Source organism: Pseudomonas sp. LB3P58, assembly GCF_054897895.1.
The window spans coordinates 5,246,989-5,271,370 of the sequence record NZ_JBUBVE010000001.1; the positions used below are offsets into that span (position 1 = coordinate 5,246,989).

Below are 24,382 nucleotides of genomic sequence, written 5' to 3' on the forward strand. Positions count from 1 at the left end.
AGCGGTACAAAGTGTCACTGGGACCGTACCGAAAGCGTCACAAGCAGCATCCGCTGGTCCGACAAAAACCGCGTAAGGCCTTGATTTGCCTGACCTGCAAGGCGGTGGCCCGACCTTTGCTCTAAGCTTAAAGCAAGCGCACATGCGCCTCTCTTATAAGTACAAAAGCCAAGGAGAAATCACCATGCGTTACGCTCACCCCGGTACTGAAGGCGCTATCGTTTCGTTCAAGAGCAAATACGGTAACTACATCGGCGGCGAGTTCGTCGCGCCTGTTAAAGGTCAGTACTTCACCAATACCTCGCCAGTGAATGGCCAACCGATTGCCGAATTCCCGCGCTCCACGGCCGAAGACATCGAAAAGGCCCTGGACGCTGCCCACGCGGCCGCCGATGCCTGGGGCGCCACGTCCGCCCAGGCGCGCTCGCTGGTGCTGCTGAAAATCGCCGACCGCATCGAACAGAACCTCGAAGTCCTGGCAATCACCGAGTCCTGGGACAACGGTAAAGCCGTGCGTGAAACCCTCAACGCCGACATCCCGCTGGCGGCGGACCATTTCCGCTACTTCGCCGGTTGCATCCGCGCTCAGGAAGGCAGCGCCGCCGAGATCGACGGCAACACCGTGGCCTATCACATCCATGAACCACTGGGCGTGGTCGGCCAGATCATCCCGTGGAACTTCCCGATCCTGATGGCCGCCTGGAAACTCGCCCCGGCCCTGGCGGCTGGTAACTGCGTGGTGCTCAAGCCGGCCGAACAAACGCCGCTGGGCATTACCGTGCTGATGGAGCTGATCGGCGACCTGTTGCCGCCGGGCGTGCTGAACGTGGTGCAAGGCTTCGGCAAAGAAGCCGGCGAAGCCCTGGCCACCAGCAAGCGCATCGCCAAGATCGCCTTCACTGGTTCGACCCCGGTCGGCTCGCACATCATGAAATGCGCCGCCGAAAACATCATTCCGTCCACCGTGGAGCTGGGTGGCAAGTCGCCGAACATCTTCTTCGCCGACATCATGCAAGCCGAAGAAACCTTCATCGAAAAAGCCGCCGAAGGCCTGGTGCTGGCGTTCTTCAACCAGGGCGAAGTCTGCACCTGCCCGTCCCGCGCCCTGGTGCAAGAGTCGATCTACGACGACTTCATGAAAGTCGTGATGAAAAAAGTGCTGTCGATCAAACGTGGCGACCCGCTGGACACCGACACCATGGTCGGCGCCCAGGCGTCCGAGCAGCAATTCGACAAAATCCTTTCGTACCTGGAAATCGCCAAGGGCGAAGGCGCCGAGCTGCTGACCGGCGGCAAGATCGAAAAACTCGAGGGCAACCTGGCGACCGGGTATTACATCCAGCCGACACTGCTCAAGGGCACCAACAAAATGCGCGTGTTCCAGGAAGAAATCTTTGGCCCGGTGGTGAGCATCACCACCTTCAAGGACGAAGCCGAAGCCCTGGCCATCGCCAACGACACCGAGTTCGGCCTGGGTGCCGGTCTGTGGACCCGCGACATCAACCGCGCCTATCGCATGGGCCGCGCCATCAAGGCCGGTCGTGTGTGGACCAACTGCTACCACCTGTACCCGGCGCACGCCGCGTTCGGCGGTTACAAAAAATCCGGTGTCGGTCGTGAAACCCACAAAATGATGCTCGATCACTATCAGCAGACCAAAAACCTGCTGGTGAGCTACGACATCAATCCGTTGGGCTTCTTCTAAAAAAGCGTGGGCGATGCAGATGTTTCTGCGTCGCCCTTTCAATAGTCATCGCGAGCAGGCTCGCTCCCACATTTACACCGCACTCCCCCTGTGGGAGCGAGCCTGCTCGCGATGGCGCCCTCAATGACACCCCGAACATTGCCCTGCCGCTCTGGCACGGGCTTTGCGTGCTCGCTTTACACGAAAACGTCGCACCTGAAAGTCCAACAAATCAAAAAATAAAAAAGACAGCGAGGACTTATGACTTCTACTACACAGCTCAAACCCACACTCGGCACCCTGCATTTATGGGGCATTGCCGTCGGCCTGGTGATTTCCGGCGAGTATTTCGGCTGGAGTTACGGCTGGGGCACCGCAGGGACCCTGGGTTTCCTCGTCACCGCGTTGATGGTGGCGACGATGTACACCTGTTTCATCTTCAGCTTCACCGAATTGACTACTGCGATTCCCCACGCGGGCGGGCCGTTTGCCTACAGCCGGCGGGCCTTTGGTGAGAAAGGCGGACTGATCGCCGGCATCGCCACGCTGATCGAATTCGTCTTTGCGCCCCCGGCGATTGCCATGGCCATCGGCGCCTACCTCAACGTGCAATACCCGGAACTGGACCCCAAGATCGCCGCCGTTGGCGCCTATTTCGTGTTCATGGGCTTGAATATCCTCGGCGTCAGCATCGCCGCGACGTTTGAACTGGTGGTCACCGTGCTGGCGGTCGCCGAATTACTGGTGTTCATGGGCGTCGTTGCGCCGGGCTTCAGCTTCAGTAATTTCGCGCTTAACGGCTGGTCGGGCGCCAACGAGTTCACTTTGGGCTCGATTCCCGGAATCTTTGCGGCGATCCCCTTTGCGATCTGGTTTTTCCTTGCGATTGAAGGCGCGGCGATGGCGGCTGAAGAAGCCAAGGACCCGAAACGCACGATTCCCAGGGCTTATGTCAGTGGCATTCTGACCCTGGTGTTCCTGGCCATCGGCGTAATGGTGATGGCAGGCGGCGTTGGCGACTGGCGTCAACTGGCGAACATCAACGATCCGTTGCCTCAGGCAATGAAAGCCGTGGTCGGCAACAATTCGTCCTGGATGCACATGCTGGTGTGGATCGGCCTGTTCGGTCTGGTGGCGAGTTTCCACGGGATCATTCTCGGCTACTCACGGCAATTCTTTGCGCTGGCCCGGGCCGGTTACCTGCCTCGCGGCCTGGCCAAGCTCTCGCGCTTCCAGACTCCGCACCGGGCGATCCTGGCCGGCGGCGTGATCGGCATCGCGGCGATCTACAGCGACGGTCTGGTCAACCTGCAAGGCATGACCCTGACGGCAGCGATGATCACCATGTCGGTATTCGGTGCCATCGTGATGTACATCATCAGTATGCTGAGCCTGTTCAAACTGCGTAAAACCGAGCCGAACCTTGAGCGCACCTTCCGCGCGCCGGGCTACCCGATCGTGCCAGGGATTGCGCTGTTTCTGGCGGTGGTGTGCCTGGTGGCGATGGCCTGGTTCAATACGCTGATCGGGTGTGTGTTCCTCGGATTTATGGCTGTCGGTTATTTGTATTTCCAATTGACCGCCAAGCAACGCTTCGACGCACCGGCGGACGCGATGCTCGAAGGCGTCTGAGTTGCACCGGCGCCGGGCCTGTTGCCCGGCGCCTGCCATATTGAAGTGCACGCAGATCCAATGTGGGAGCGGGCTTGCTCGCGAAGGCGGCGTGTCATCCGACACATGTACTGGATGACACGCCGCCTTCGCGAGCAAGCTCACTCCCACAGGGTTCGGTGGTGTATTTGAGTTATTTATAGAATCAGGAGGACTCCGTCCCATGGCCGCATTTGCCCATTCCGTCGGCGCCCAGACCTATCGCTTCGAGAGTCTCAAGGACGTCATGGCCAAGGCCAGTCCGGCGCGTTCCGGGGACTTTCTGGCCGGCGTCGCCGCCCTCAACGACGGCGAGCGTGTGGCCGCGCAGATGGCCCTCGCCAACATCCCGCTCAGCCATTTCCTGCAAGAAGTACTCATTCCTTACGAGGCCGATGAAGTCACCCGACTGATCATCGACACTCACGACAAACACGCTTTCGCGGTGGTCAGCCACCTCACCGTCGGCGGCTTTCGCGACTGGCTGCTCAGCGATGCCGCCGACGAACAGAGCCTGCGCGCCCTCGCGCCCGGCCTGACCCCGGAAATGGCCGCTGCCGTGTCGAAGATCATGCGCGTGCAGGATCTGGTGCTGGTGGCGCAAAAAATCCGTGTTGTTACAAAATTCCGCGGCACGATGGGTTTGCGCGGCCGGTTATCCACCCGCCTGCAACCCAATCACCCCACCGACGAACCGGCCGGCATCGCCGCGAGCATTTTGGACGGCCTGCTGTACGGCAACGGCGACGCGATGATCGGCATCAACCCGGCCACCGATAGCATCGCCTCGATCTGCGCCATGCTGGAAATGCTCGATGCGATTATCCAGCGCTACGAGATTCCGACCCAGGCCTGCGTGCTGACGCATGTCACCACGTCCATTGAGGCAATAAATCGCGGCGTTCCGCTGGACCTGGTGTTCCAGTCGATCGCCGGCACTGAGGCGGCGAACGCCAGTTTTGGTATCAACCTGAACGTGTTGCAGGAAGGCTATGACGCCGGTTTGAGCCTGAACCGCGGCACGCTGGGCCAGAACCTGATGTATTTCGAGACCGGCCAAGGCAGCGCCCTGTCAGCCAACGCCCACCACGGCATCGATCAACAAACCTGCGAAACCCGCGCCTACGCCGTTGCGCGCCATTTCAAACCGTTCCTGGTGAACACGGTTGTAGGATTCATCGGCCCGGAATACCTCTACAACGGTAAACAGATCATCCGCGCCGGCCTCGAAGACCACTTCTGCGGCAAGCTCCTGGGCGTGCCCATGGGTTGCGACATCTGTTACACCAACCACGCCGAAGCCGACCAGGACGACATGGACACCCTGCTGACCCTGCTGGGCGTGGCAGGGATCAACTTCATCATGGGCATCCCCGGCTCCGACGACATCATGCTCAACTACCAGACCACTTCGTTCCACGACGCCCTTTACGCCCGCCAGACGCTGGGCCTGAAACCGGCGCCGGAATTCGAACAATGGCTGGCGAGAATGGGCATTTTCACCCAGGCAGACGGCAAGATTCACTTCGGCGACAGCCTGCCGCCGGCCTTCCGTCAAGCGATGGGGCAACTGGGATGAGTGTTGAAATGGACAAACCACCTGCTGATCCAGAAAACCCGTTACTGGAACTGCGCCGCCTGACACCGGCACGGATTGCCCTTGGTCGTACGGGCACCAGCATGCCGACCAGCGCGCAGCTGGATTTCCAGTACGCCCACGCTCAGGCGCGAGATGCGGTGCACTTGCCGTTCGACCATGCGGGGCTCAGCTCACAACTGGCTGAACGCGGGCGTGCCAGTTTGCTGCTACACAGCGCCGCTACGGACCGGAACAGTTATTTGCAACGCCCCGATTTGGGGCGAAAGCTGAGTAATGAGTCGGCTCAGGCACTGCGCGATTACGCATTGGCCAATCCCGGCGGTGTCGATCTGGCCATTGTCGTTGCCGACGGGTTGTCGGCGCTGGCCGTTCATCGCCATACCCTGCCGTTTCTGGCGCGAATGGAGGATCAGATTGTGAGCGACGGCTGGTCCGTCTCACCGGTCATTCTGGTGGAACAGGGCCGGGTCGCCGTAGCCGACGAGATCGGCGAGCTGCTGGGTGCAAAAATGGTGGTGATCCTGATCGGCGAACGCCCTGGCCTCAGCTCCCCGGACAGCCTGGGGCTGTATTTCACCTACAATCCAAAGGTCGGGCTGACGGATGCCTATCGCAACTGCATCTCCAATGTCCGGCTCGAAGGCCTGAGTTACGGCATGGCGGCACACCGTTTGCTGTATTTGATGCGCGAAGCCTGCCGGCGGCAGTTGTCAGGGGTCAATCTGAAGGACGAAGCCCAGGTTCTGACACTGGAGTCGGACGCAGGAGCGGACATGAAAGGTAATTTCCTACTGAGTTCGTCGGATGCCTGAACCGTTTCCGCATTGCGTTTCTGATCCAGTTTCAGGCAGGATCGAAACACGGCCGCCCGAGTGAGAACCGTTCGCCGTCACAGTACGTGAAGACAGCCACTTGAAGACGAGACCTACCATGCGGATTATTCAAGCGACCCTCGAACACCTGGACCTGTTGACCCCGTTGTTCGTCAAATATCGCGAGTTTTATGGCTCCCTGGCTTATCCGGACTCGTCCCGGGCGTTCCTTGAAAAACGCCTGCGTCGCAAGGAGTCGGTGATCTACCTGGCCCTGGCCGATGACGACAGCAACAAACTGATGGGTTTCTGTCAGTTGTATCCGAGCTTTTCGTCCCTTTCGCTGAAGCGCGTGTGGATCCTCAACGACATTTACGTCGCCGAAGAGGCACGCCGCCAGTTGGTGGCCGACAACCTCATCCGCACCGCGAAAAAAATGGCCAAGGAAACCAACGCTGTACGCATGCGCGTTTCCACCAGCAGCAATAACGACGTCGCGCGGAAAACCTACGAATCCATCGGGTTCAAGGAAGACACCGAGTTCATGAACTACGTGTTGCCGATCAGCGACGAGCTATAAGCCGAAAAGATCGCAGCCCTTATGGGGACGGCCCTGTGGCTGCGATCGTCTTCTCACTGCGCTCCGAAATCCCCCGCTACAAACTCAACGCGCTTTTCACTTCTCAGCCCGTATAATGCCGATCTTTCCGGCTTGTAAGAAAAACTACACCCGTCTGTAGCCTTTTCGCGAAGTCATCCGCACAGGCCTGCAGAGTCGGGCCGTCACCACAGGTGCTCTCCATGGATTTCAACCCGCTCGACATTATTCTGCATCTCGATGTGTACCTCGATTTGCTGGTAAACAACTACGGGCCATGGATTTACGCCATTCTGTTCCTGGTGATCTTCTGCGAAACCGGCCTGGTGGTGATGCCATTCCTGCCGGGCGATTCCCTGCTGTTCATCGCTGGCGCAGTAGCCGCCGGTGGCGGCATGGACCCGGTGCTGCTGGGTGGCCTGCTGATGCTGGCGGCAATCCTTGGCGACAGCACCAACTACCTGATCGGACGAACAGCCGGCGAGCGTTTGTTCAGTAACCCGAACTCGAAAATCTTCCGCCGCGACTACCTGCAGCAAACCCACGACTTCTACGACAAACACGGCGGCAAAACGGTGACGTTGGCGCGTTTCATGCCGATCATTCGCACCTTTGCACCGTTTGTCGCCGGCGTGGCCAAAATGCCCTACCCGCGTTTCTTCGCCTTCAGTGTTTTTGGCACGATCCTCTGGGTGGGCGGTCTGGTGACCCTCGGTTACTTCTTCGGCAACGTACCGTTCATCAAAAAGAACCTGTCGCTGCTGGTCGTGGGCATCATCCTGCTGTCGCTGGTACCGATGATCATCGGCATGATCCGCAGTCGCCTTGCTAATGCCGCGTCCAAAGCCCAATCGCGCTGATTCACCATGTGGTCCCTTAGCGCCTGGCGTCGCCAGCGCACCTTGGCCAAGCATCCGATTGCCGACGACATGTGGCAGCGGGTGCGGCATCACCTGAGTTTTCTTGATGGCATCAGCGCCGCCGAAGACCAGTGGCTGCGCGAAGCCAGCGTGCTGTTCCTCCAGGACAAACACCTGACCGCCCTGCCCGGCGTCGAACTTCACCTGGAGCAGCGCCTGCTGCTTGCCGCCCAGGCGCAACTGCCACTGCTGCACTTGGGCGATCTGAATTGGTATCAGGGTTTCCACGAAATCGTCCTCTACCCCGACGACTTCCTCAGCCCCCAGCGCCATCGCGACGCCAGCGGCGTCGAACACGAATGGGACGGCGAACACAGTGGCGAAGCCTGGCAGCAAGGCCCGATCATCCTCGCGTGGCCCGGCGTGATCGCCAGCGGTGGCTGGGAAGGCTACAACCTGGTGATCCACGAACTCGCGCATAAACTCGACATGCTCAACGGCGACGCCAATGGCCTGCCGCCGCTGCACGCCGACATGCGGGTCAGCGACTGGGCCAAGGTCATGCAAGAGGCCTACGACGACCTCGACCGGCAACTGGACCGCAACCCGGATGCAGAAACCGCCATCGACCCGTACGCCGCGGAAAACCCCGCCGAATTCTTCGCGGTCACCAGCGAATACTTCTTTAGCGCCCCGGATTTGCTGCACGAGGCGTATCCTCAGGTCTATGAGCAGCTGAAGCTGTTTTATCGTCAGGACCCGCTGGCCCGGCTGCGGCAACTTCTGGCCGAAGACCCGGTCTATCAGGCACGCGACTAAGGTCTCTACGACCCTTGGATCGTGGCATCGGCGGCGGAATATGCCTATAATCGCCGCCACTTTTTGGTCAATCCGGCCAAGTGTTTTTGGTCAACTAACGGGGGCAACGCCCAATGAGCTACAGCAAGATTCCGGCTGGCAAAGACCTGCCGAACGACATCTACGTCGCGATCGAGATTCCGGCCAACCACGCCCCGATCAAATACGAAATCGACAAAGACAGCGATTGCCTGTTCGTTGACCGTTTCATGGCCACCCCGATGTTCTACCCGGCCAACTACGGTTTCATCCCGAACACCCTGGCTGACGACGGTGACCCCCTCGACGTGCTGGTTGTGACCCCTTACCCGGTTGCTCCAGGTTCGGTCATCCGCGCCCGTCCGGTCGGCATCCTGCACATGACCGACGACGGCGGCGGCGATGCCAAAGTCATCGCAGTGCCACACGACAAGCTGTCCCAGCTGTACGTCGACGTGAAAGAGTGCAGCGACCTGCCACCCCTGCTGATTCAGCAGATCGAGCACTTCTTCGCGAACTACAAAGACCTCGAAAAAGGCAAATGGGTGAAGATCGAAGGTTGGGGCGACGCAGAAGCCGCTCGCACCGAGATCATGAAGTCGGTTGCTGCCTATAAAGGCTGATAGCCGTCTCTCACGAACGGCTATAACGAAGAACCCCGGTTGATCCGGGGTTTTTTGTGGGCGTTTGAAAATCGCATTCAACAGCACATTTAACTGGCGGGCAAACCGGTTTTTTCTTGTTTAATTTTTACAAAAGACGTCTTACATCAGGACTTAAATTTCACGCCAGATTTGAACGTTTTGTTGAATCAAAGCCTTATGCCGCACGGCTAGACTCGTGTTTATGAAAAAGAACAAAACCTGCGGCCCACGATTCAGAATGCTCCTGAAAGAGCTACAAATCACGACAACGAGATTTGCCGAATTCCTGGGTATTTCCGACCCTCAAACTGTCCATAACTGGTATACCCGCGGAGTCCCTGACTACCGCATGGAAGATGTCGCCAGAAGACTGTCCGTGAACACTGAATGGCTGAAAACCGGCGAAGGACCACAAGACGCCAGGGAATTGCATCTGATCGATGCATCCGGCAATACCTTCGACGCCCAGTCAATCCGGGGCACCTATCGGGTCATCGACCCAGTCGATATCGAACTACCCTTTTACAAAGAAGCGGCCACTGCCCCCGGCTCCGACAAAACCCATGTCATCAAAGACCCCAGCGAAACGATCCGCCTGCCGCGCAGCGATCTTGACTCCCTGGAAATCAACCACGCCGACGCCATCTGCGCCCGCATGGTTGGCAACAGCATGGCCGAAAGAATTGAAGATGGCTCCATCGTCGCCATCGACCGCGGGCTCACGCAAATTGTCGACGGAGAGATTTACGCAATCGAGCACGACGGCATGTTGCGCATCAAATACCTGAGCCGGGTACCAGGCAACGCGATACGCATGCGCAGCCACAACAGCTCCGAATACCCGGATGAAGTCTTCAGACCTCCGCAAATCGAAGAACAAAACATAAGGGTTCTGGGATGGGTGTTCTGGTGGTCGACCCTGAATAAACGCAGGCCACCCATACCTTTTCTGTAAACACAAAACTGTGTAGCAACTGGCGAAGCCTGCGACTACAAGTCACGGGATAGCTCTACCCCGCACACCACGCTGGGAATTCTGCAAAAAAATCAGTATGCTGCGCCCCACATTTGCGCATCGACCCGCCTCGCGGCTCAGATCGCACCGACAAGGCAGATGATTTTCTCGCCAAGTCCCACAGCCGGACGCAAGATCCGGGTGTACGTTTTGAAGGCTGGCGCGGTTTACCAAAAATGAACCAAGCCAGTCCCCGAGAAGCCGGCCACAAGCCGGCTTTTTAATGCCCGAAATAGTCCTGTCCCATCCGCGAAGCTGATATAAGCTCCACGTCTGGCATAAAACCAATAACCCTAAGCAGCCCCCAACCTCAGACTTCTGACCGTTATGGAATACGTGGTGCCCTGGAGCGGTTTTCTTTCGCTGATTGAACCTTATTACCCCCAGACTGGCGGTGGTCGACAGCCCTATCCGCCGGACACTCTGTTACGCATTCACCTGTTGCAGATCGGGTTCGCCCTGAGCAATCCGGCGATCCTGGCGCCTGACAGGCTTTCTGTCATTAACGGTGAGCGGCTCAGTATAATCGCTGATAGTTTGAATACACGTAAGGCGAGGTGAATATGCGGCGTGGTTTTGGCATCAAGATGCGGACTTTGATCTTTGGAACCGGCACCGGCGGCGTTAACTTTTATAAGAGCTGCCGTGATCGCCAAAAAGTTATTGGCTTTCTTGATAACAACCCACAAAAGCATGGCCAGTTGCTATTCGGAAAAACCATCTGTGCGCCAGAACAACTTACCGACTTGTCCTTTGATAAAATAATTATCGCCAGCGATTACCACCACGAAATCAAAAAGCAACTCATGGAAGAGTTCGCAATAAACGAAGATAAAATCACAGTTTATTGGCCGTCCCAAGCGAATCCCTCGAGGCTACAGTTTTTAAGACAGCGCGTGGAGTTGCTCCGCTTTGAACTCATCTGCAAGCGGACCGGATTGGTTTCCGACAAGACTCTTCGAGCGTTAATTGAAGCCGTCGCTACGTCAAAAGGGATCGGCTTGGCCGCGTCAGAGCCTGCAACGCATTGCCTGCGAATAAGCAGCCCTGCGGATACGGTAACGGTTTCGCTGCGCACGATGCGCGATTGGGCGCAAAGAACCGGGTTAACGCTGCTGGAGGTAGGTAAAGTAGAAAAAATCCCCTTCAAAGCGCCTCATGTGTGGGGGTGTCCTGCAACGACCGAAACAACCCTGGCGCTTTCAAACAAGCCCTATGTCGCGGATATTGCGGGCGCCCGCATCTTCGGCAATTCGAGCATTATTCTGACTTCAGACGGCACCGCCATTAGTGACACAGGGGGGCACCCAAAATTTGGACGCTTCGTTAGCTTTATTTATGAACCTGTGGTGCTTGCCCAACAACCCGACAAAGTCATTTTAAGTTTTGGAAAATTTGAGACTAGAGAGATTGAGGCTGGCATTTTTTTATCGGGCTTGGCCTCTAACGCCTTTGGTCACTGGCTACCAGAATTCTTGCCAAAATTGCAATTCCTGCAACAACACCCCGATTTTGCAAATCTGCCACTTATCGTCGATGCCGATATGCCGCAAAGTCACTTTGATCATCTACGACGACTTTCCGACAATCCTCTGATATTGCTGCGAACGAATGAATCGCTCATCTGTCGACGTTTACTGGTAGCGCCATCCCCTGCTTTTTTGCCGACCGAGTTTTTTGCCAACGATATTCCGGTTTCCGAAATGCCGGGCCTATCGCCTCGGGCGTTGCGATTTATCCGGGGAGATCAATCGCTCTACAGCAAGGTGCGCCGCGAAAAACGCATATTTTTAGCCCGTAAAAATATGAAATGGCGACGATTGCTAAATGAAAAAGAAATTGAAATTGCTTTGTCTGACTTTGGCTTCGAAACGGTGTTCACTGAGGACATGACCGTACAAGAGCAAATCGACATGTTTCAGAAGGCTGAGTGGATAGTTGCACCTAACGGATCCGCGCTCCTCAACCTTATTTTTGCCGACCCCGGTGCAAAGCTGCTGGTGCTGACTCAGCCGAATTTACATAACTGGGGGACTTTCCAAGGACCGATGGAGAGCCTGGGGTATTCTCCGCTCTGGGTGTCCGGAGATTATGTACACGTCGAAGATCAAAAACATTCGCACTATCAAGTGCCCGTGGATCGTGTTTTTGAAGCGCTTTCGTTTCTGGGTTTGAACGGGATTAAAAATTAACGTGCGCGATACTAAAAAAAATATTTTTGTCACCCAGCCATCGTTGCCGCCGCTGGAAGAGTTCATCCCATACTTGCAGCAAATCTGGGACAACAAGGTACTCACAAATTGCGGCCCCTTTCATGAGCAACTGGAAAAGGCACTGTGTGAATATCTCGGTGTAGAACATATTTGCCTCTTCACCAACGGCACTATAGCCCTGGTTACCGCCTTGCAGGCGCTGCGAATTACCGGGGAGGTCATTACCACCCCCTATTCATTCGTCGCGACCTCTCACTCGTTACTATGGAATGGCATCAAGCCTGTTTTCGCCGACATTTGCCCCCGTACACTGAACCTTGATCCGGCGAAGATCGAGGTTGCCATCACACCGCAGACGACCGCCATCATGCCGGTGCATTGTTACGGTCATCCCTGCGATGTCGACGCGATCCAAAAGATCGCCGACAACTACAACCTGAAGGTCATTTACGATGCCGCTCACGCGTTCGGCGTGCAATGCCAGGCAGGCAGCATCCTTAATTACGGTGATTTGTCCGTATTAAGTTTTCATGCGACCAAGGTATTCAATACCTTTGAAGGGGGCGCCATTATCTGCCCCGACGCCAAGACAAAAGTGCGAATTGATCATCTGAAGAACTTTGGTCATGTGGGCGAAGTCACCGTTGTGGCGCCCGGCATCAATGGAAAAATGAGCGAGTTCAATGCCGCGCTTGGTCTGTTGCAGTTGAAGTATATCGACCAGGCACTTGAGCGACGCCAAGCGATCGACAAGGTCTACCGCGAACGTTTGAAAGAGGTGAAAGGTATTCACTGTCTGGATGGTGCAGGTGAGAAAGTCGCCAACTACGCTTATTTTCCGATCATGGTGCAAGCCGACTACCCACTCAAACGCGACGAACTGTACCAGCGGCTCAAGGACAGGGGCATCCACCCTCGCCGCTACTTTTACCCGCTGATTTCGGATTTCCCTATGTACCGTGGGCTGCCCTCTGCCCATAGAGAAAACCTGCCTGTGGCTACGACGTCTGCACTACAAATTCTGTGCTTGCCAATCTATCCCGACCTGGAGATGTCAGTGGTCGACGAGATTACTCGTTTCATTGCGGAACAATAAACGTGGGCATACGCACCGCAAGTGACCTGCTGAGGGACAATTAGATGAAGCTGGCTATCATGCAGCCCTACTTCTTCCCGTATATCGGTTACTTCCAACTGATCGCGGCGGTCGATCAATTTGTCGTGTACGACAACATCAAGTACACGAAGAAAGGCTGGACCAACCGCAACCGAATGCTCCAGAACGGCAAGGACGTGATGTTCTCCTTACCGTTGAAAAGCGATTCGGACGCATTGCACGTTTGCGCGCGCGAACTGGCGGCAAACTTCAACCGCGATAAATTGCTGAACCAACTCGCGGGTGCCTATAGGCATGCAGCCTATTTCGACCAGACCTTTGCGCTGCTTGAACAGATCGTGCGTTACGAAGACCCAAATCTGTTCCGCTACCTGCACCACTCCATTGTCCGCGTATGCGCACACCTTGGGCTGAGTACGGATATCCGCATTTCGTCAGAAATCGACATCGATCACGACCTGAAAGGGCAGGACAAGGTTTTGGCGCTGTGCCAGACGCTGGGAGCACAAACCTACATCAACGCCATTGGAGGCATGGCGCTATACGACCGCGAGGTGTTCCAGACTCAGGGCGTGACACTCAAGTTCATCCGCTCGCGGCTGTTCGAGTATCCCCAGTTCGGCGCCCCCTTTGTACCGTGGCTTTCAATGGTGGATGTGATGATGTTCAATGCGCCGGAGCAGGTCAGCGCCGTCGTCAGAGGTTGCTATGAATTGGTTTGAGGGGAAGATATGAGCAACGCGCTGGACAAACACGTGGCCGCCTACCAGGGTGACAATATTTACGATTTCGACAACGAAGTTCTCCTGACCTGGTATCCACAGCGCGTGCTACATCACGCCGGAGAGGCGTGCTCCTTGCTGGAGCTCGGGCTGGGCCACGGTTACACCACGGACATCTTCTCGCGTCGCTTCGCCCGCCATGTGGTGCTGGAAGGCTCCCCCGCCGTTATCCAGAATTTCCGTGACAAACATCCTGACTGCCAGGCAGAGATCATCGAGACCTGGTTCGAGCGCTTCGACACCGACGAGCGCTTTGACGTGATTGTGATGGGTTTCATCCTTGAACACGTGGAAGACCCACTGCTGATCCTTCGACGTTTTCGCGAATTTCTAGCCCCAGGAGGCAAGATGTTCCTGGCAGTGCCTAACGCTGAAGTGTTGAACCGCAGGCTGGGTCAATTGGCCGGACTGCTGGACGACGTCACCACCTTGTCCGAAAACGATCACCTGCTCGGTCACCAACGGTTTTACACAGTGGCGACCTTGAGCGCCGACGTGGCCCTGGCCGGTTGCGTCGTGGAGCGACTTGAAGGCATCTACCTCAAGCCTTTCACCACCCGCCAGATCCTTTCCCTGCAACTGGATAGCAACGTCATCGACGCACTGTGCACCGTTGGCATTGACTACCCGGAACTGAGTTGTGGCCTGTTCGCCGAGATTTCTGGCCAATGAAGATACTGCTCGTAGGCGGTAACTCTTCACTGGCGCAAGTGCTGCGCCCGGTGCTGGCATCGTTCGCCGAAGTACTGACGGCCGGACGCAGTGGCTGCGATGTGGCGCTGGACCTGAGCGAGCCCGTCGAGCAGTGGTATTTGCCACAAGGTATCGATGTCGTCGTCAATCTGGCAGCACACTTTGGCGGCGTTGATTTCGATGCAATGCTTGAGGCCGAGCATGTCAATGTTTTGGGCGGGCTCAAGCTATGCCACGCCGCCAGGGAAGCGGGCGTACGGCATTTTGTGAGCGTATCCAGTATCAACGCATACGTGGATGGCGACTCCGAGTATTACGGGGTTTATGGCCTTTCAAAACGGCATGCTGATGAACTCATTCAGTTGTATTGCACCAAGGTAAACCTGCCCTGCACCCTCTTGAGACCCTCTCAGCTGTATGGCGAGCTGGATAGCTTCAGGCGGCACCAGGTGTTCCTGTACAGCACTTTGGACAAGGTGCTGCGCAACGAAGATATTGTTATCCATGGCAGCAGAGACGCCCGGAGAAACTACCTTCATGCGGAAGACTTTTGCAGGATTGTCGCAGCCGTCATCCGCGGCCGCGTAGAGGGCCTGTATGCCTGTACAAACGAGGAAGATGCCAGTCTCCTCACGGTGGCCAATGAGCTTATCAAGGCAGCAGGCTCTACAAGCAACGTAGCGTTCAATGCCGCCATGAACGACCTTTCGGATAACGTCTTTCCTTACGACGACACCTTGTACCGCAAGACGGGGACTTATCCTGCCATCGGGATAGAGCAAGGACTCGCTCGTCTGGTGGCAAGCAGGTTGGTGACGCCGTGAAAAGAGTACTGGTTTCCGGCGCCAGCGGCATCGTGGGTTATGGCGTGTTGCGCGCTCTTCGCCAGACAGGGCAAGACATTTTCCTGGTCGGCACATCGATCTACGACGATTCGGTCGCGCCCGCATTCTGCGACGTGTTCGAACAGGCGCCGCTCACCGGTACGCCGGAGTATCTCGACTGGCTGCTCGCCACACTACGTCGACATCGCATTGACCTGCTGGTCCCCGGCATCGAAATCGACATGTACCACTGGGTCGACCACATCCCACACATCCAGGCGACAGGCGCATTACCCTTGCTCAATGAGCCGTCGCTGATCGCGCTGTGCAAGGACAAATGGGGGTTTTACCAGCAACTGCTGGCAGCCGGTGTCACCTGTGCCATCGAAAGCTCGCTGGAGCAGGACTTTGCCACACTGGTAGCGCAATTCGGCCTGCCCTTCCTGCTCAAACCTCGCCGGGGCTTTGGCTCCAAGGGCATTGTTCGAGTGACCTCAGAAGCCGTTTTCCAGAGGCATCGCGCAGACATCGGCACTGTACTGATGGCGCAGCCCATCGTCGGAAACGACGAGGAGGAATTCACCACCTCTGCGTTTTGCGACGGGAGCGGCGGTTATTTCGCCAGCATGACGTTGCAGCGCAAGCTGTCGCGTGACGGCTACACCGACAAGGCCGCAGTGGCTGACTCGGCGGAGTTCGCCCCGGCAATCGACGAGCTGTGCCGCTTGTTCCGCCCACTGGGACCGACCAACTTTCAGTTTCGCCGCTGCGCGCAGGGACCCAAGCTGCTGGAAATCAACCCCCGGATTTCTTCCTCCACCGCCATCCGCACCGCGTTCGGTTACAACGAAAGCGCAATGGCGCTGGATTACTTTCTGGATCAACGCGATCCGGCTCAGCCCGTCATTCGCCGTGGCCGCGCCGTCCGCTACACCGACGAGCACATATTCTATGAAGACGGCCTTCATCTCTGACATCCACGGTAATTACGAGGCGCTCAAGGCGGTGCTGGCCGAAATTGACCGGCAGGGTGTGACCAGCATTTACTGCGCAGGCGATGTGGTTGGCTATTACGCACAGATCAACGAGTGCTGCCGCGAACTGCGCGAACGTGAGATCCCCTGCGTGATGGGCAACCACGACTGGTACATGGCGGGCGGCGGCTTCTGTTCGCGCTCGCGCAGCGTGAACGACTGCCTGGTCTACCTGCGCACCATCATCGAACCTGAGCATCTGGACTGGCTGAAAACGTTTCCGGTGCAGCGTGAAATCGGCGAAATCCGCCTGGTTCATGGCGGCTGGACCGATCCAATCGATGAATACCTCAAGCCCTCTGCCGAGTACTTCGAACGGGTACAGGGGCGTATCTTTGTTTCCGGCCACACTCATGTGCAAACCGTGCAACGCTTCGGCGACAAGATTTACTGCAACCCCGGTTCGGTCGGCCAGCCGAGGGACGGCGACCCACGTGCGGCCTTTGCCATTTATGAAGCGGGCGAGTTCACCCTGCATCGCGTCGAGTACGAGATGCAGAAGGTGTTCGACCTGATGGAGGCCGCCGGCTTCAACGATTACTACTACGGCGGATTGAAAACCGGCGCACGCAATTTGCGTCGGCTTGCGGACTGAAGCGGGATTGGGAAATCACATGTTCAGATGGAAAAAACTAGGCAAGGTGTTCGATCCAAAGGATCTGACCCACACCAACTGGATGCATGAGTTCGCGCAGTCACCCTCGGTGCTGGTCTCGGACACTTATGTGCGGGTGTATTTCTGTTCACGTCCAGCGCCCGACCGGGACGGTCAGTACCTCAGCTACATCTCATACATCGACCTTGACCGCAGTAACCTGCGCAATATTCTGCGGGTATGCGAGCAACCGGTCCTGGAACTGGGAACATACGGCACCTTCGACGAGTTCGGCACCTATCCGGTTTCGGTCATCCGCGACGGCGACGAGATTCGTGCCTATTACGCGGGCTGGACACGCTGCGAATCCGTACCGTTCAATGCCGCCATCGGCGTGGCCATCAGCCGAGACGGGGGCGAGACGTTCCAGCGTCTGGGCGACGGACCGGTACTGCCCTACACCCCGGACGAACCCTTCCTGCTCGGTAGCCCGCGCATCCGCAAGTTCAATGGCCGCTGGCAGCTCTGGTACGTCGCCGGCAAGGAATGGCGGATGACCGACGGCAAGCCAGAGCCGGTGTACAAGATTCGCATGGCCACCTCGGACAACGGCATCGACTGGGTCAAGCTGGGCCAGGATCTGATCGCCGACAAGCTGGGCGAGCATGAATGCCAGGCCTGCCCGGACGTCACCTTCCACAACGGCCGTTACCACATGTTTTTTTCCTACCGCGACATCCGCAACTACAAGGAGCGCGAGGGCGGCTACCGCATTGGTTACGCTTCCTCACCGGACATGATCGAGTGGCAACGCGACGACGAGCGAGTGGACATTCAGCTCTCCGAAACCGGCTGGGACTCTGAAATGGTCAATTATCCACATGTCTTCACACTCGATGGCGCTACCTACATGCTCTATCAGGGCAATGGGATGGGCCGCGCCGGATTCGGGTTGGCGGTACTGGAATCGGAAGACGCATGGGGGCAAGCATGAAGTGGAAAAAACTGGGCAAACTGTTCGACCCGACCGAGCATTCGCTGCCCAACCGCTGCGTTGAATTTGCCCAGTCACCGCAGACATTGGTGCTGGAAGACCGGGTGCGGGTGTATTTCTCCACGCGTGAGCGCGACAGCGTGGGCAAGTACCTGAGCCATGTCGCGTACGCCGACTTTTCGCGCGACATGAGCCGCCTGCTTGGCGTCTCCACCGAGACAGTACTGCCGCTGGGCAGCCTCGGTTGTTTCGACGAGCACGGCATTTTCCCCATCAATGTGTTCAAGGATGGCGACCGGGTGCTGGCCTATACCACAGGCTGGAACCGCAAGGTATCGGTCTCGGCCGATGCCGCCATCGGCCTGGCGATCAGTCATGACGACGGGTTGAGCTTCCAGCGGTACGGCACTGGCCCGGTCATGGCGGCGACACTGCATGAGCCTTGCCTGGTCGCGGATGCGTTCGTACAGCGCTACGGCGACCTCTTTCACATGTGGTACATCTACGGCACCAAGTGGCAGAAGTTCAGCGAAACCGAGGCGCCTGACCGGGTGTACAAGATCGCCCATGCTACATCGCCGGACGGTATCACCTGGCAGCGGGACGGGCGGCAGATCATTAGCGACCGCCTGAATGCCGACGAATGCCAGGCTCTGCCCACGGTTATCCAGGTCAATGGCGTCTATCACATGTATTTCTGCTACCGCCAGGCGTATGGCTTCAGGCAGGACAGCAGCCGTGGTTACCGCCTTGGCTACGCCCGCTCAACCGATCTGAAGAACTGGGTGCGCGACGACAGCGTGGCCGGCATAACCGTTTCCTCCGAGGGCTGGGATTCGCAAATGCAGTGCTACCCGCACCTGTTCGAGAGCGATGGCAAGGTGTACCTGCTGTACAACGGCAATGAATTCGGTCGCTACGGCTTCGGTCTGGCGATGCTGGAAAACGATTGATGTCCAATGAGGAACACCGTGGAAAAGCAAAGAGACTTTAACCAGGAATGCAAGGATACCGACGTCCTGGAGAGCGGGCGCAAGTATGCTTACTCGTTTGACTATGATGTGATGCACCCTTACATGATTCGTTCGTTCCAGCCGTTCTTCCGTCCCGGCAACCTGCTCGAACTCGGCAGTTTCAAGGGCGAATTCACTCGGCGCTTTCTCGACCACTTCGACGATATCACCTGCGTAGAAGCTTCCGACGAAGCGCTACGGGAAGCGCAGTCAAAACTGGGGGATCGGGTGACCTACATCAACGCCCTGTTCGAGAACGTGACGTTGCCACGTCGCTACGACAACATCGTGCTGACCCATGTGCTGGAACACCTCGACGACCCGGTGCGCGTGCTGCGCCGAATCAACGACGAATGGCTGGCCGAAGGCGGACGTTTCTTCCTGGTATGCCCCAACGCCAATGCGCCTTCGCGCCAGATCGCGGTGAAGATGGGACTCATCTCGCACAATGCTGCGGTGACTCCCGCCGAGGCGGAGCATGGCCACCTCTGCACCTATACGCTGGACACGCTGGAGCGCGACGCCAATGCCGCGGGCCTGAACGTCGTGCATCGCTCTGGCATCTTTTTTAAGGCGCTGGCCAATTTCCAGTGGGATCGCCTGCTGCAGACGGACATCATCTCCAACGACTATCTCGAAGGGTGCTACAAGCTGGGACAACACTACCCGGATCTGTGCTCCAGCATCTTCCTGATGTGTGAAAAAGGAGCTCCCCGTGGCTAAATCAGTACTGATTTTCCCGGCGGGCATGCCACGCTCGATGGCCTATCTCGAACGTGCCCTGAGCGAAGGGCAATGCGTGATCGGTTCCTCTTCGCTGGGCCACGACCCGGCGCGCCAGCGCTATCCGAACTGGGCACACTTGCCTTACGTCACCGCGCCAGACTTTGACGAGGCGCTGCGCCAAGTCATCGCCGATTTCGACATCAGCGGCATTTTCACCCCCAACCCAGTAGTGTGGGATTACCTTAATCGCTGCATCGTGCAATCGTTCCCGGGAGTGACGCTGGTCAACACCTCGCCGGTGGCCAGCGAAGTAGCGCCTTATCACAAGGCGTTGCAGTTCGGCGAATCGGTGCTGGCCGAACCACTAGCAGTGGCAGGGTCCGGAGAAACCAGGCCAACCGCTTCCGCGCTGGAGATCGCCGCACTGTTCCACCACGCTGAATCCATTCCCGGAATGTGCGACCACGAAAAGATTCGCGCGCTGTGCGAACTGTTTCGTCACGCGCCCGATGGGGATGTGGTGGAGATTGGCAGTTGGTGGGGCAAGTCGGCTTTTGTGTTGATGCGTCTGGCCAGTTGCTACAACGTTGGCAAACTGTTGTGCGTAGACCCATGGTCTAACGAACACCTCATTCAGAACGACGAAAAGGGCTTGGTTGATCGCGTTCCGGTCAACGCCGATGAAGCCTTGACGGTGTTCCAACTCAACCTGCTGCCGTATGCCAACGGCTCAGCGAACTACATGCGCCTGCCCTCCGTTGACGCTGCAGTAGAATATCGCCGCAGTCGACAGGTAACGACAGCAGCGTTTGGCGAAACGAATTACACAGGTCGTATTGCCGTACTGCATATAGACGGTAACCACAGTTACGATAGCGCTCGCGCTGATGTATTAGCCTGGGCGGACCTCGTGCTGCCGGGTGGCTGGATCATCATCGACGACTACATCTGGCCCTATGGTGACGGACCGCAGCGCGTTGCTGATGAGTTTCTCAGAAGCCGACTCTCCATCATTGATTGTGCATTTGTCATGGGGAGTGCGTTGTTTATCAAATTAAAATAACGCTCCCCGCAAACACTGCGCTCGCTCGGTCAAACTCTATTGAAAGCCTCAGAGCGCAGTCTGCTACGCAATCGAAAACTGATTGATGCATCTGATCACATGGTCCTGCTCCGCCTCGCTCAACGTCGGATACAGCGGCAATGACAGGATCTGATCGGGCAGCGACTCGCTGAGCCCCTTCGACGCCGGCGCCAGATGGCGATAGGGTTTGTGGTGATGAATAGGCAATGGATAATGGATCTGTGTCTGAATGCCACTCTCAGCCAGGTGGGCCTTCAACGCGTCACGCCATGGACAGGAGATGACGAACAAGTGCCAGACATGAGCGGACGACTCCACCACCTCGGGCAGCCTGATCAGCGGGTGCTGGATCCGGGCAAGATAGCGCTCTGCAAGGCGGCACCGCCGAATTGTGTCAGCCTCTAGTCCCTTAAGTTTTACACGCAACATCGCGGCCTGGATTTCATCCAGACGGCTATTCACGCCCGCAAGATCATGCTGGTACTTGATGCTGGAACCATAGTTTCCGAGGGCACGCACAAGCTTCGCCAGCCCTGGATCGTCGGTGGTCACAGCACCGCCATCGCCCAAGGCGCCGAGGTTCTTTCCGGGATAAAAACTGAATGCTGCCGCATCCCCCCAATTACCTGCCTTGCGCCCCTGCAAGTGAGCACCATGGGCTTGTGCGCAATCTTCCAGTACCAGCAGATCATGCTGTTTGGCCAATGCCAGAATCTGCGGCATCGGTGCCAATTGACCGTACAGATGCACCGGCAAGATCAAACGGGTTCTGTCGCAAAGCGCGGCTTCAACGGCTGCCATGTCCAGGTTATAGGTAGCGGGATCAACATCTACCAGCACCGGTACCAAGTCGTTTTCCACAATGGCTGAGACAGTGGCAATAAACGTGTTTTTCTGCACAATCACTTCATCGCCTGCGCTCAGCTTCCCCTGTTCTTTCCACGCTCGCAGAACCAGGGAAAGGGCATCGAGACCGTTACCGACGCCGATCGCGAATTGGCTGTTGCAATAACGAGCGAACTCCGTCTCGAACTGAACGAGTTCGTCACCCGAAATGTACCAACCCGAGTCGATCACTCGACTGCAGGCCGCTTTCAACTGGTCGGCATACTCGTGGTTTACACCTTTCAAATCAAGGAAGGGGACGTGCATCGATATACCTTACAATTTTGGCCGGATTGCCCATTACAACCGCGTTATCAGGTACATCGCGGGTCACTACAGCACCTGCTCCCACCATACAGTTTTCACCCAGAATGATACCGGGCAACACGGTGGCATTGGCACCGATCGATGCCCCTCGCTTGACGAGGGTTTGCACAAAACCGTCAGGGTAAACTTTTGATCTTGGGTATTTATCATTGCTGAAAGCCGCGCATGGACCGATAAATACATCGTCCTCAATCGTCAGGCCATCCCATAAATAGACACCCGACTTGACGGTGACTCGGTGGCCAATGACCACCTCATTCTCGATGAAGGTATGCGCGCAGATATTGCAATCGTCACCGATCACCGCTCCCGGCAAGATCACGGCAAACTGCCACACATTGGTGCCGACTCCGATAGACGTTGACTGAACATCGCTCAAGGGATGGATCATTGCGCGACTGCCGTTAAAAAGCTGGCGTAGTCCCGAACATAGTCCGACTCCTCATAGAGCTGATCGGCCAGCACCATCAGCACACAGTCTTCAGAAAAATCGTACATCTCTCTCCAGATAAAAGACTCAATCAGAAGACCCTGGCAGGGATGATCCAGCCGAATCTCGATTTTTTCCTGGCCATCATCCAGCATGAAGCGACAGGAGCCCCTCACCGCGACCGCGACCTGTTTGAGGGTCTTGTGGGCATGAAAGCCCCGTCGAACGCCTTTGCCAGTATCAAACATGTAATAAACACGCTTGACCGGAAAAGGAATGTTTTTACCTTCTTCCAGCGAAATCAACGAGCCACGGTCATCGCCATGAGTTTGCAGTTGCAGAAACTGAACCTTCATCGAGACTTCTCAACAACCATTGTCGACACCTGCGACTGCAGCCAAGTAGCAATGATGTCGGGATTAATAAAATAGGGTTTGTAGTAGAGCTCTCGGGAATCCGATGTGCCGGTCCGGTAGGAAATATAGTCCATCTCCACACCGACAATGGCCGCAATATTGGAGAAACAGGAGAATGCTCCCCACTCTTCGGCCATCCAGCACAATGCCTTCGCGCCTGCCGAGGCAAACATAATATTGGTCCAGGCGGCGCCTGTGGGGCCTACGATTATTTCGGCATTAGCCATGACGGCCACCTGCTGACTGACGTCCAGATCTTCCATGTAAACACAGACAAAACCATGGGTTTCAAGCAGCGTCGCTATCTCTGTTTGATTGTACAGTCTCAAGAAACCCTTTCTGGCCAGGAACACCCGCTTTGGCAAGTCGTCCCTGGGCAGGTGTCGACTCAAGGCAAACGCTTTTTCACGCAGGAACATGATGGACTCGTGACGGGCAAAACTATTTTCTGCAAGGTTCCAAGCGGCGCCCTTGAGGTTGGAAATGAAATTGTTGGGGGCTCGGACCAGCAATAGATCGTCCACTTTATAGGCCGTGAGATTGCCCAGGTAAATAAACGGTCTATTGATGCCAAAACTCTCGATCAACGTTTTAATCGATGAAATGTTCTGACTGGCCATGGAGATCAAAATTGGATAGTCAGCATAGTGGGGGGGCAGCTCTTCGATAAACTGCAACTGACTGAGGATTTCCACTACCCAATGGTAATAATTAAGCTCGTTACAGCCCGAAATCAATATGCCCTTTTCAATACGCTCCGGTTGGAGAGCGCGGACCAGTGCCAGGCTTTTTCCATGATGGAGCAGTTGAGCACCGCTGTAGTCAGCACGGGTCGACGCCGAGGTGGTGACGCGTTCGATCACTATTTGTTCATCGGGGAGGATAACCGAGCGGGAAACAGAGCAGACCTGAGCCTGGCGAAAATGATAGAGCGCCACCTCTGGCAAGGTAATTTCCGTCGGCGCAACGTGCTGGTTCAGATACCGAGGGCCCTGCACCTGCCCTTTCATGGAGGGTCGGAAAACGTGCACCTTGCTGGCAGTAACATCATCCAGCCACCGCACCGACAACCGCTTGATATTGCTCGTTGTGGTCCCCACTACAAAACGATACAGCCAATCAGAAACCAACCCGGGCCGCGTGCAGATGCACTCATAGCCGAGCAACTCGAGACGTTTTCTAAAAGACTGTAGCCTGGAACGCTTTGCCGGGCCTGGCTCATACACAGTGACTTTATCTTCGCTTATCGCGAACTCGTCGATGAGTTGCCTTTGAATTTCGCGGTAGTAATCACTGGCGATAATGATCTTGTCAAAGGATAAGTCGGCAAGTTGTCGTGGTGCATAGATGGTTTTCCCGAATAGCAAACAGCCCTGTCTTTGTTGATTGTTATCAAGAAATCCAATCACTTTTTGACGACCGCGGCTACTCTTATAAAAGTTAACGCCGCCCGCGCCGGTCCCAAAAATCAAGATCCGAACTTTTCGTCTAAACCACGTCCGCACACTCACCTCGCCTTACGTATTTTTCAAAGCCTCAGCGATGATAC

At 56.5% G+C, this 24,382-nt stretch carries 24 protein-coding genes and 1 pseudogene; 21 read left to right on the forward strand and 4 right to left on the reverse strand.

Going from position 1 to position 24,382, the window contains the following annotated elements; all coding sequences use genetic code 11:
- The first annotated feature begins 184 nt into the window (after positions 1 to 184).
- The 21 genes and pseudogenes from exaC (at position 185) to ACYZTZ_RS24560 (ending at position 20,754) form a co-directional block, all read left to right on the forward strand.
- The gene (exaC, locus tag ACYZTZ_RS24460) at positions 185 to 1,705 is read left to right on the forward strand and encodes an acetaldehyde dehydrogenase ExaC (RefSeq protein WP_461999951.1); all 1,521 of its coding nucleotides are present in this window, start codon (positions 185 to 187) and stop codon (positions 1,703 to 1,705) included.
- A gap of 240 nt (positions 1,706 to 1,945) precedes the next feature.
- Entirely contained in the window at positions 1,946 to 3,316 is a 1,371-nt protein-coding gene (gene eat / locus ACYZTZ_RS24465; protein WP_461999952.1) for an ethanolamine permease, read from the forward strand.
- A gap of 202 nt (positions 3,317 to 3,518) precedes the next feature.
- Positions 3,519 to 4,913 (forward strand): ethanolamine ammonia-lyase subunit EutB, encoded by a 1,395-nt coding sequence (locus tag ACYZTZ_RS24470; RefSeq protein WP_461999953.1) that lies wholly within the window; start codon positions 3,519 to 3,521, stop codon positions 4,911 to 4,913.
- A gap of 8 nt (positions 4,914 to 4,921) precedes the next feature.
- Positions 4,922 to 5,746, forward strand: a complete 825-nt coding sequence (eutC, locus tag ACYZTZ_RS24475; RefSeq protein WP_461999954.1) for an ethanolamine ammonia-lyase subunit EutC — start codon at positions 4,922 to 4,924, stop codon at positions 5,744 to 5,746.
- 118 nt (positions 5,747 to 5,864) lie between these two features.
- Positions 5,865 to 6,326 carry a GNAT family N-acetyltransferase gene (locus tag ACYZTZ_RS24480; protein WP_056743612.1) on the forward strand — a complete coding sequence of 154 codons (462 nt, stop codon included), beginning with the start codon at positions 5,865 to 5,867 and terminating at the stop codon, positions 6,324 to 6,326.
- Positions 6,327 to 6,547: 221 nt separating this feature from the next.
- Positions 6,548 to 7,204, forward strand: a complete 657-nt coding sequence (locus ACYZTZ_RS24485; RefSeq protein ID WP_056743613.1) for a DedA family protein — start codon at positions 6,548 to 6,550, stop codon at positions 7,202 to 7,204.
- Between the two features lie 6 nt (positions 7,205 to 7,210).
- Entirely contained in the window at positions 7,211 to 8,023 is an 813-nt protein-coding gene (locus ACYZTZ_RS24490) for a M90 family metallopeptidase (protein WP_056743615.1), read from the forward strand.
- Between the two features lie 113 nt (positions 8,024 to 8,136).
- The gene (gene ppa, locus ACYZTZ_RS24495) at positions 8,137 to 8,664 is read left to right on the forward strand and encodes an inorganic diphosphatase (protein ID WP_046047374.1); all 528 of its coding nucleotides are present in this window, start codon (positions 8,137 to 8,139) and stop codon (positions 8,662 to 8,664) included.
- 223 nt (positions 8,665 to 8,887) lie between these two features.
- Complete coding sequence (locus tag ACYZTZ_RS24500; RefSeq protein WP_046047373.1) at positions 8,888 to 9,640, forward strand: S24 family peptidase; 753 nt, start codon at positions 8,888 to 8,890, stop codon at positions 9,638 to 9,640.
- 378 nt (positions 9,641 to 10,018) lie between these two features.
- Positions 10,019 to 10,177: pseudogene (locus ACYZTZ_RS24505) on the forward strand (IS5/IS1182 family transposase); the annotation flags it as partial.
- Between the two features lie 86 nt (positions 10,178 to 10,263).
- Entirely contained in the window at positions 10,264 to 11,892 is a 1,629-nt protein-coding gene (locus tag ACYZTZ_RS24510; RefSeq protein WP_461999955.1) for a glycosyltransferase 61 family protein, read from the forward strand.
- A gap of 1 nt (position 11,893) precedes the next feature.
- Positions 11,894 to 13,009: a dTDP-4-amino-4,6-dideoxy-D-glucose aminotransferase VioA gene (vioA, locus tag ACYZTZ_RS24515; RefSeq protein WP_461999956.1), complete on the forward strand. Its 1,116-nt coding sequence runs from the start codon at positions 11,894 to 11,896 to the stop codon at positions 13,007 to 13,009.
- A gap of 44 nt (positions 13,010 to 13,053) precedes the next feature.
- Complete coding sequence (locus ACYZTZ_RS24520) at positions 13,054 to 13,752, forward strand: WbqC family protein (protein WP_461999957.1); 699 nt, start codon at positions 13,054 to 13,056, stop codon at positions 13,750 to 13,752.
- Between the two features lie 9 nt (positions 13,753 to 13,761).
- Positions 13,762 to 14,484: a class I SAM-dependent methyltransferase gene (locus ACYZTZ_RS24525; protein ID WP_461999958.1), complete on the forward strand. Its 723-nt coding sequence runs from the start codon at positions 13,762 to 13,764 to the stop codon at positions 14,482 to 14,484.
- Positions 14,481 to 15,329, forward strand: a complete 849-nt coding sequence (locus ACYZTZ_RS24530; RefSeq protein ID WP_461999959.1) for an NAD-dependent epimerase/dehydratase family protein — start codon at positions 14,481 to 14,483, stop codon at positions 15,327 to 15,329. Before ACYZTZ_RS24525 ends, ACYZTZ_RS24530 begins: the two co-directional genes overlap by 4 nt.
- Positions 15,326 to 16,303 carry an ATP-grasp domain-containing protein gene (locus ACYZTZ_RS24535; RefSeq protein ID WP_461999960.1) on the forward strand — a complete coding sequence of 326 codons (978 nt, stop codon included), beginning with the start codon at positions 15,326 to 15,328 and terminating at the stop codon, positions 16,301 to 16,303. The genes ACYZTZ_RS24530 and ACYZTZ_RS24535 overlap by 4 nt, the downstream gene beginning before the upstream one ends.
- Complete coding sequence (locus ACYZTZ_RS24540; protein ID WP_461999961.1) at positions 16,281 to 16,958, forward strand: metallophosphoesterase family protein; 678 nt, start codon at positions 16,281 to 16,283, stop codon at positions 16,956 to 16,958. Before ACYZTZ_RS24535 ends, ACYZTZ_RS24540 begins: the two co-directional genes overlap by 23 nt.
- 19 nt (positions 16,959 to 16,977) lie before the next feature.
- Positions 16,978 to 17,952 carry a glycoside hydrolase family protein gene (locus ACYZTZ_RS24545; RefSeq protein ID WP_461999962.1) on the forward strand — a complete coding sequence of 325 codons (975 nt, stop codon included), beginning with the start codon at positions 16,978 to 16,980 and terminating at the stop codon, positions 17,950 to 17,952.
- The gene (locus tag ACYZTZ_RS24550) at positions 17,949 to 18,905 is read left to right on the forward strand and encodes a glycoside hydrolase family protein (protein ID WP_461999963.1); all 957 of its coding nucleotides are present in this window, start codon (positions 17,949 to 17,951) and stop codon (positions 18,903 to 18,905) included. The genes ACYZTZ_RS24545 and ACYZTZ_RS24550 overlap by 4 nt, the downstream gene beginning before the upstream one ends.
- A gap of 18 nt (positions 18,906 to 18,923) precedes the next feature.
- Positions 18,924 to 19,688: a class I SAM-dependent methyltransferase gene (locus ACYZTZ_RS24555; protein WP_461999964.1), complete on the forward strand. Its 765-nt coding sequence runs from the start codon at positions 18,924 to 18,926 to the stop codon at positions 19,686 to 19,688.
- A complete protein-coding gene (locus tag ACYZTZ_RS24560; RefSeq protein ID WP_461999965.1) occupies positions 19,681 to 20,754 on the forward strand; it encodes a class I SAM-dependent methyltransferase in 1,074 nt (357 codons plus the stop codon). The genes ACYZTZ_RS24555 and ACYZTZ_RS24560 overlap by 8 nt, the downstream gene beginning before the upstream one ends.
- 63 nt (positions 20,755 to 20,817) lie before the next feature.
- Here ACYZTZ_RS24560 and ACYZTZ_RS24565 read toward each other — a convergent pair whose 3' ends face one another.
- From ACYZTZ_RS24565 to ACYZTZ_RS24580, 4 genes are read right to left on the reverse strand one after another with little or no spacing between them, the layout of a single operon-like run.
- On the reverse strand, positions 20,818 to 21,927 hold the full coding sequence (locus ACYZTZ_RS24565; RefSeq protein ID WP_461999966.1) for a DegT/DnrJ/EryC1/StrS family aminotransferase: 1,110 nt from the start codon (positions 21,925 to 21,927) through the stop codon (positions 20,818 to 20,820).
- Positions 21,908 to 22,378 carry an acyltransferase gene (locus ACYZTZ_RS24570; protein ID WP_461999967.1) on the reverse strand — a complete coding sequence of 157 codons (471 nt, stop codon included), beginning with the start codon at positions 22,376 to 22,378 and terminating at the stop codon, positions 21,908 to 21,910. Before ACYZTZ_RS24570 ends, ACYZTZ_RS24565 begins: the two co-directional genes overlap by 20 nt.
- Entirely contained in the window at positions 22,375 to 22,773 is a 399-nt protein-coding gene (locus tag ACYZTZ_RS24575; RefSeq protein WP_461999968.1) for a sugar 3,4-ketoisomerase, read from the reverse strand. The genes ACYZTZ_RS24570 and ACYZTZ_RS24575 overlap by 4 nt, the downstream gene beginning before the upstream one ends.
- Positions 22,770 to 24,305: a glycosyltransferase family 61 protein gene (locus ACYZTZ_RS24580; protein ID WP_461999969.1), complete on the reverse strand. Its 1,536-nt coding sequence runs from the start codon at positions 24,303 to 24,305 to the stop codon at positions 22,770 to 22,772. The genes ACYZTZ_RS24575 and ACYZTZ_RS24580 overlap by 4 nt, the downstream gene beginning before the upstream one ends.
- Between the last annotated feature and the right edge of the window lie 77 nt (positions 24,306 to 24,382).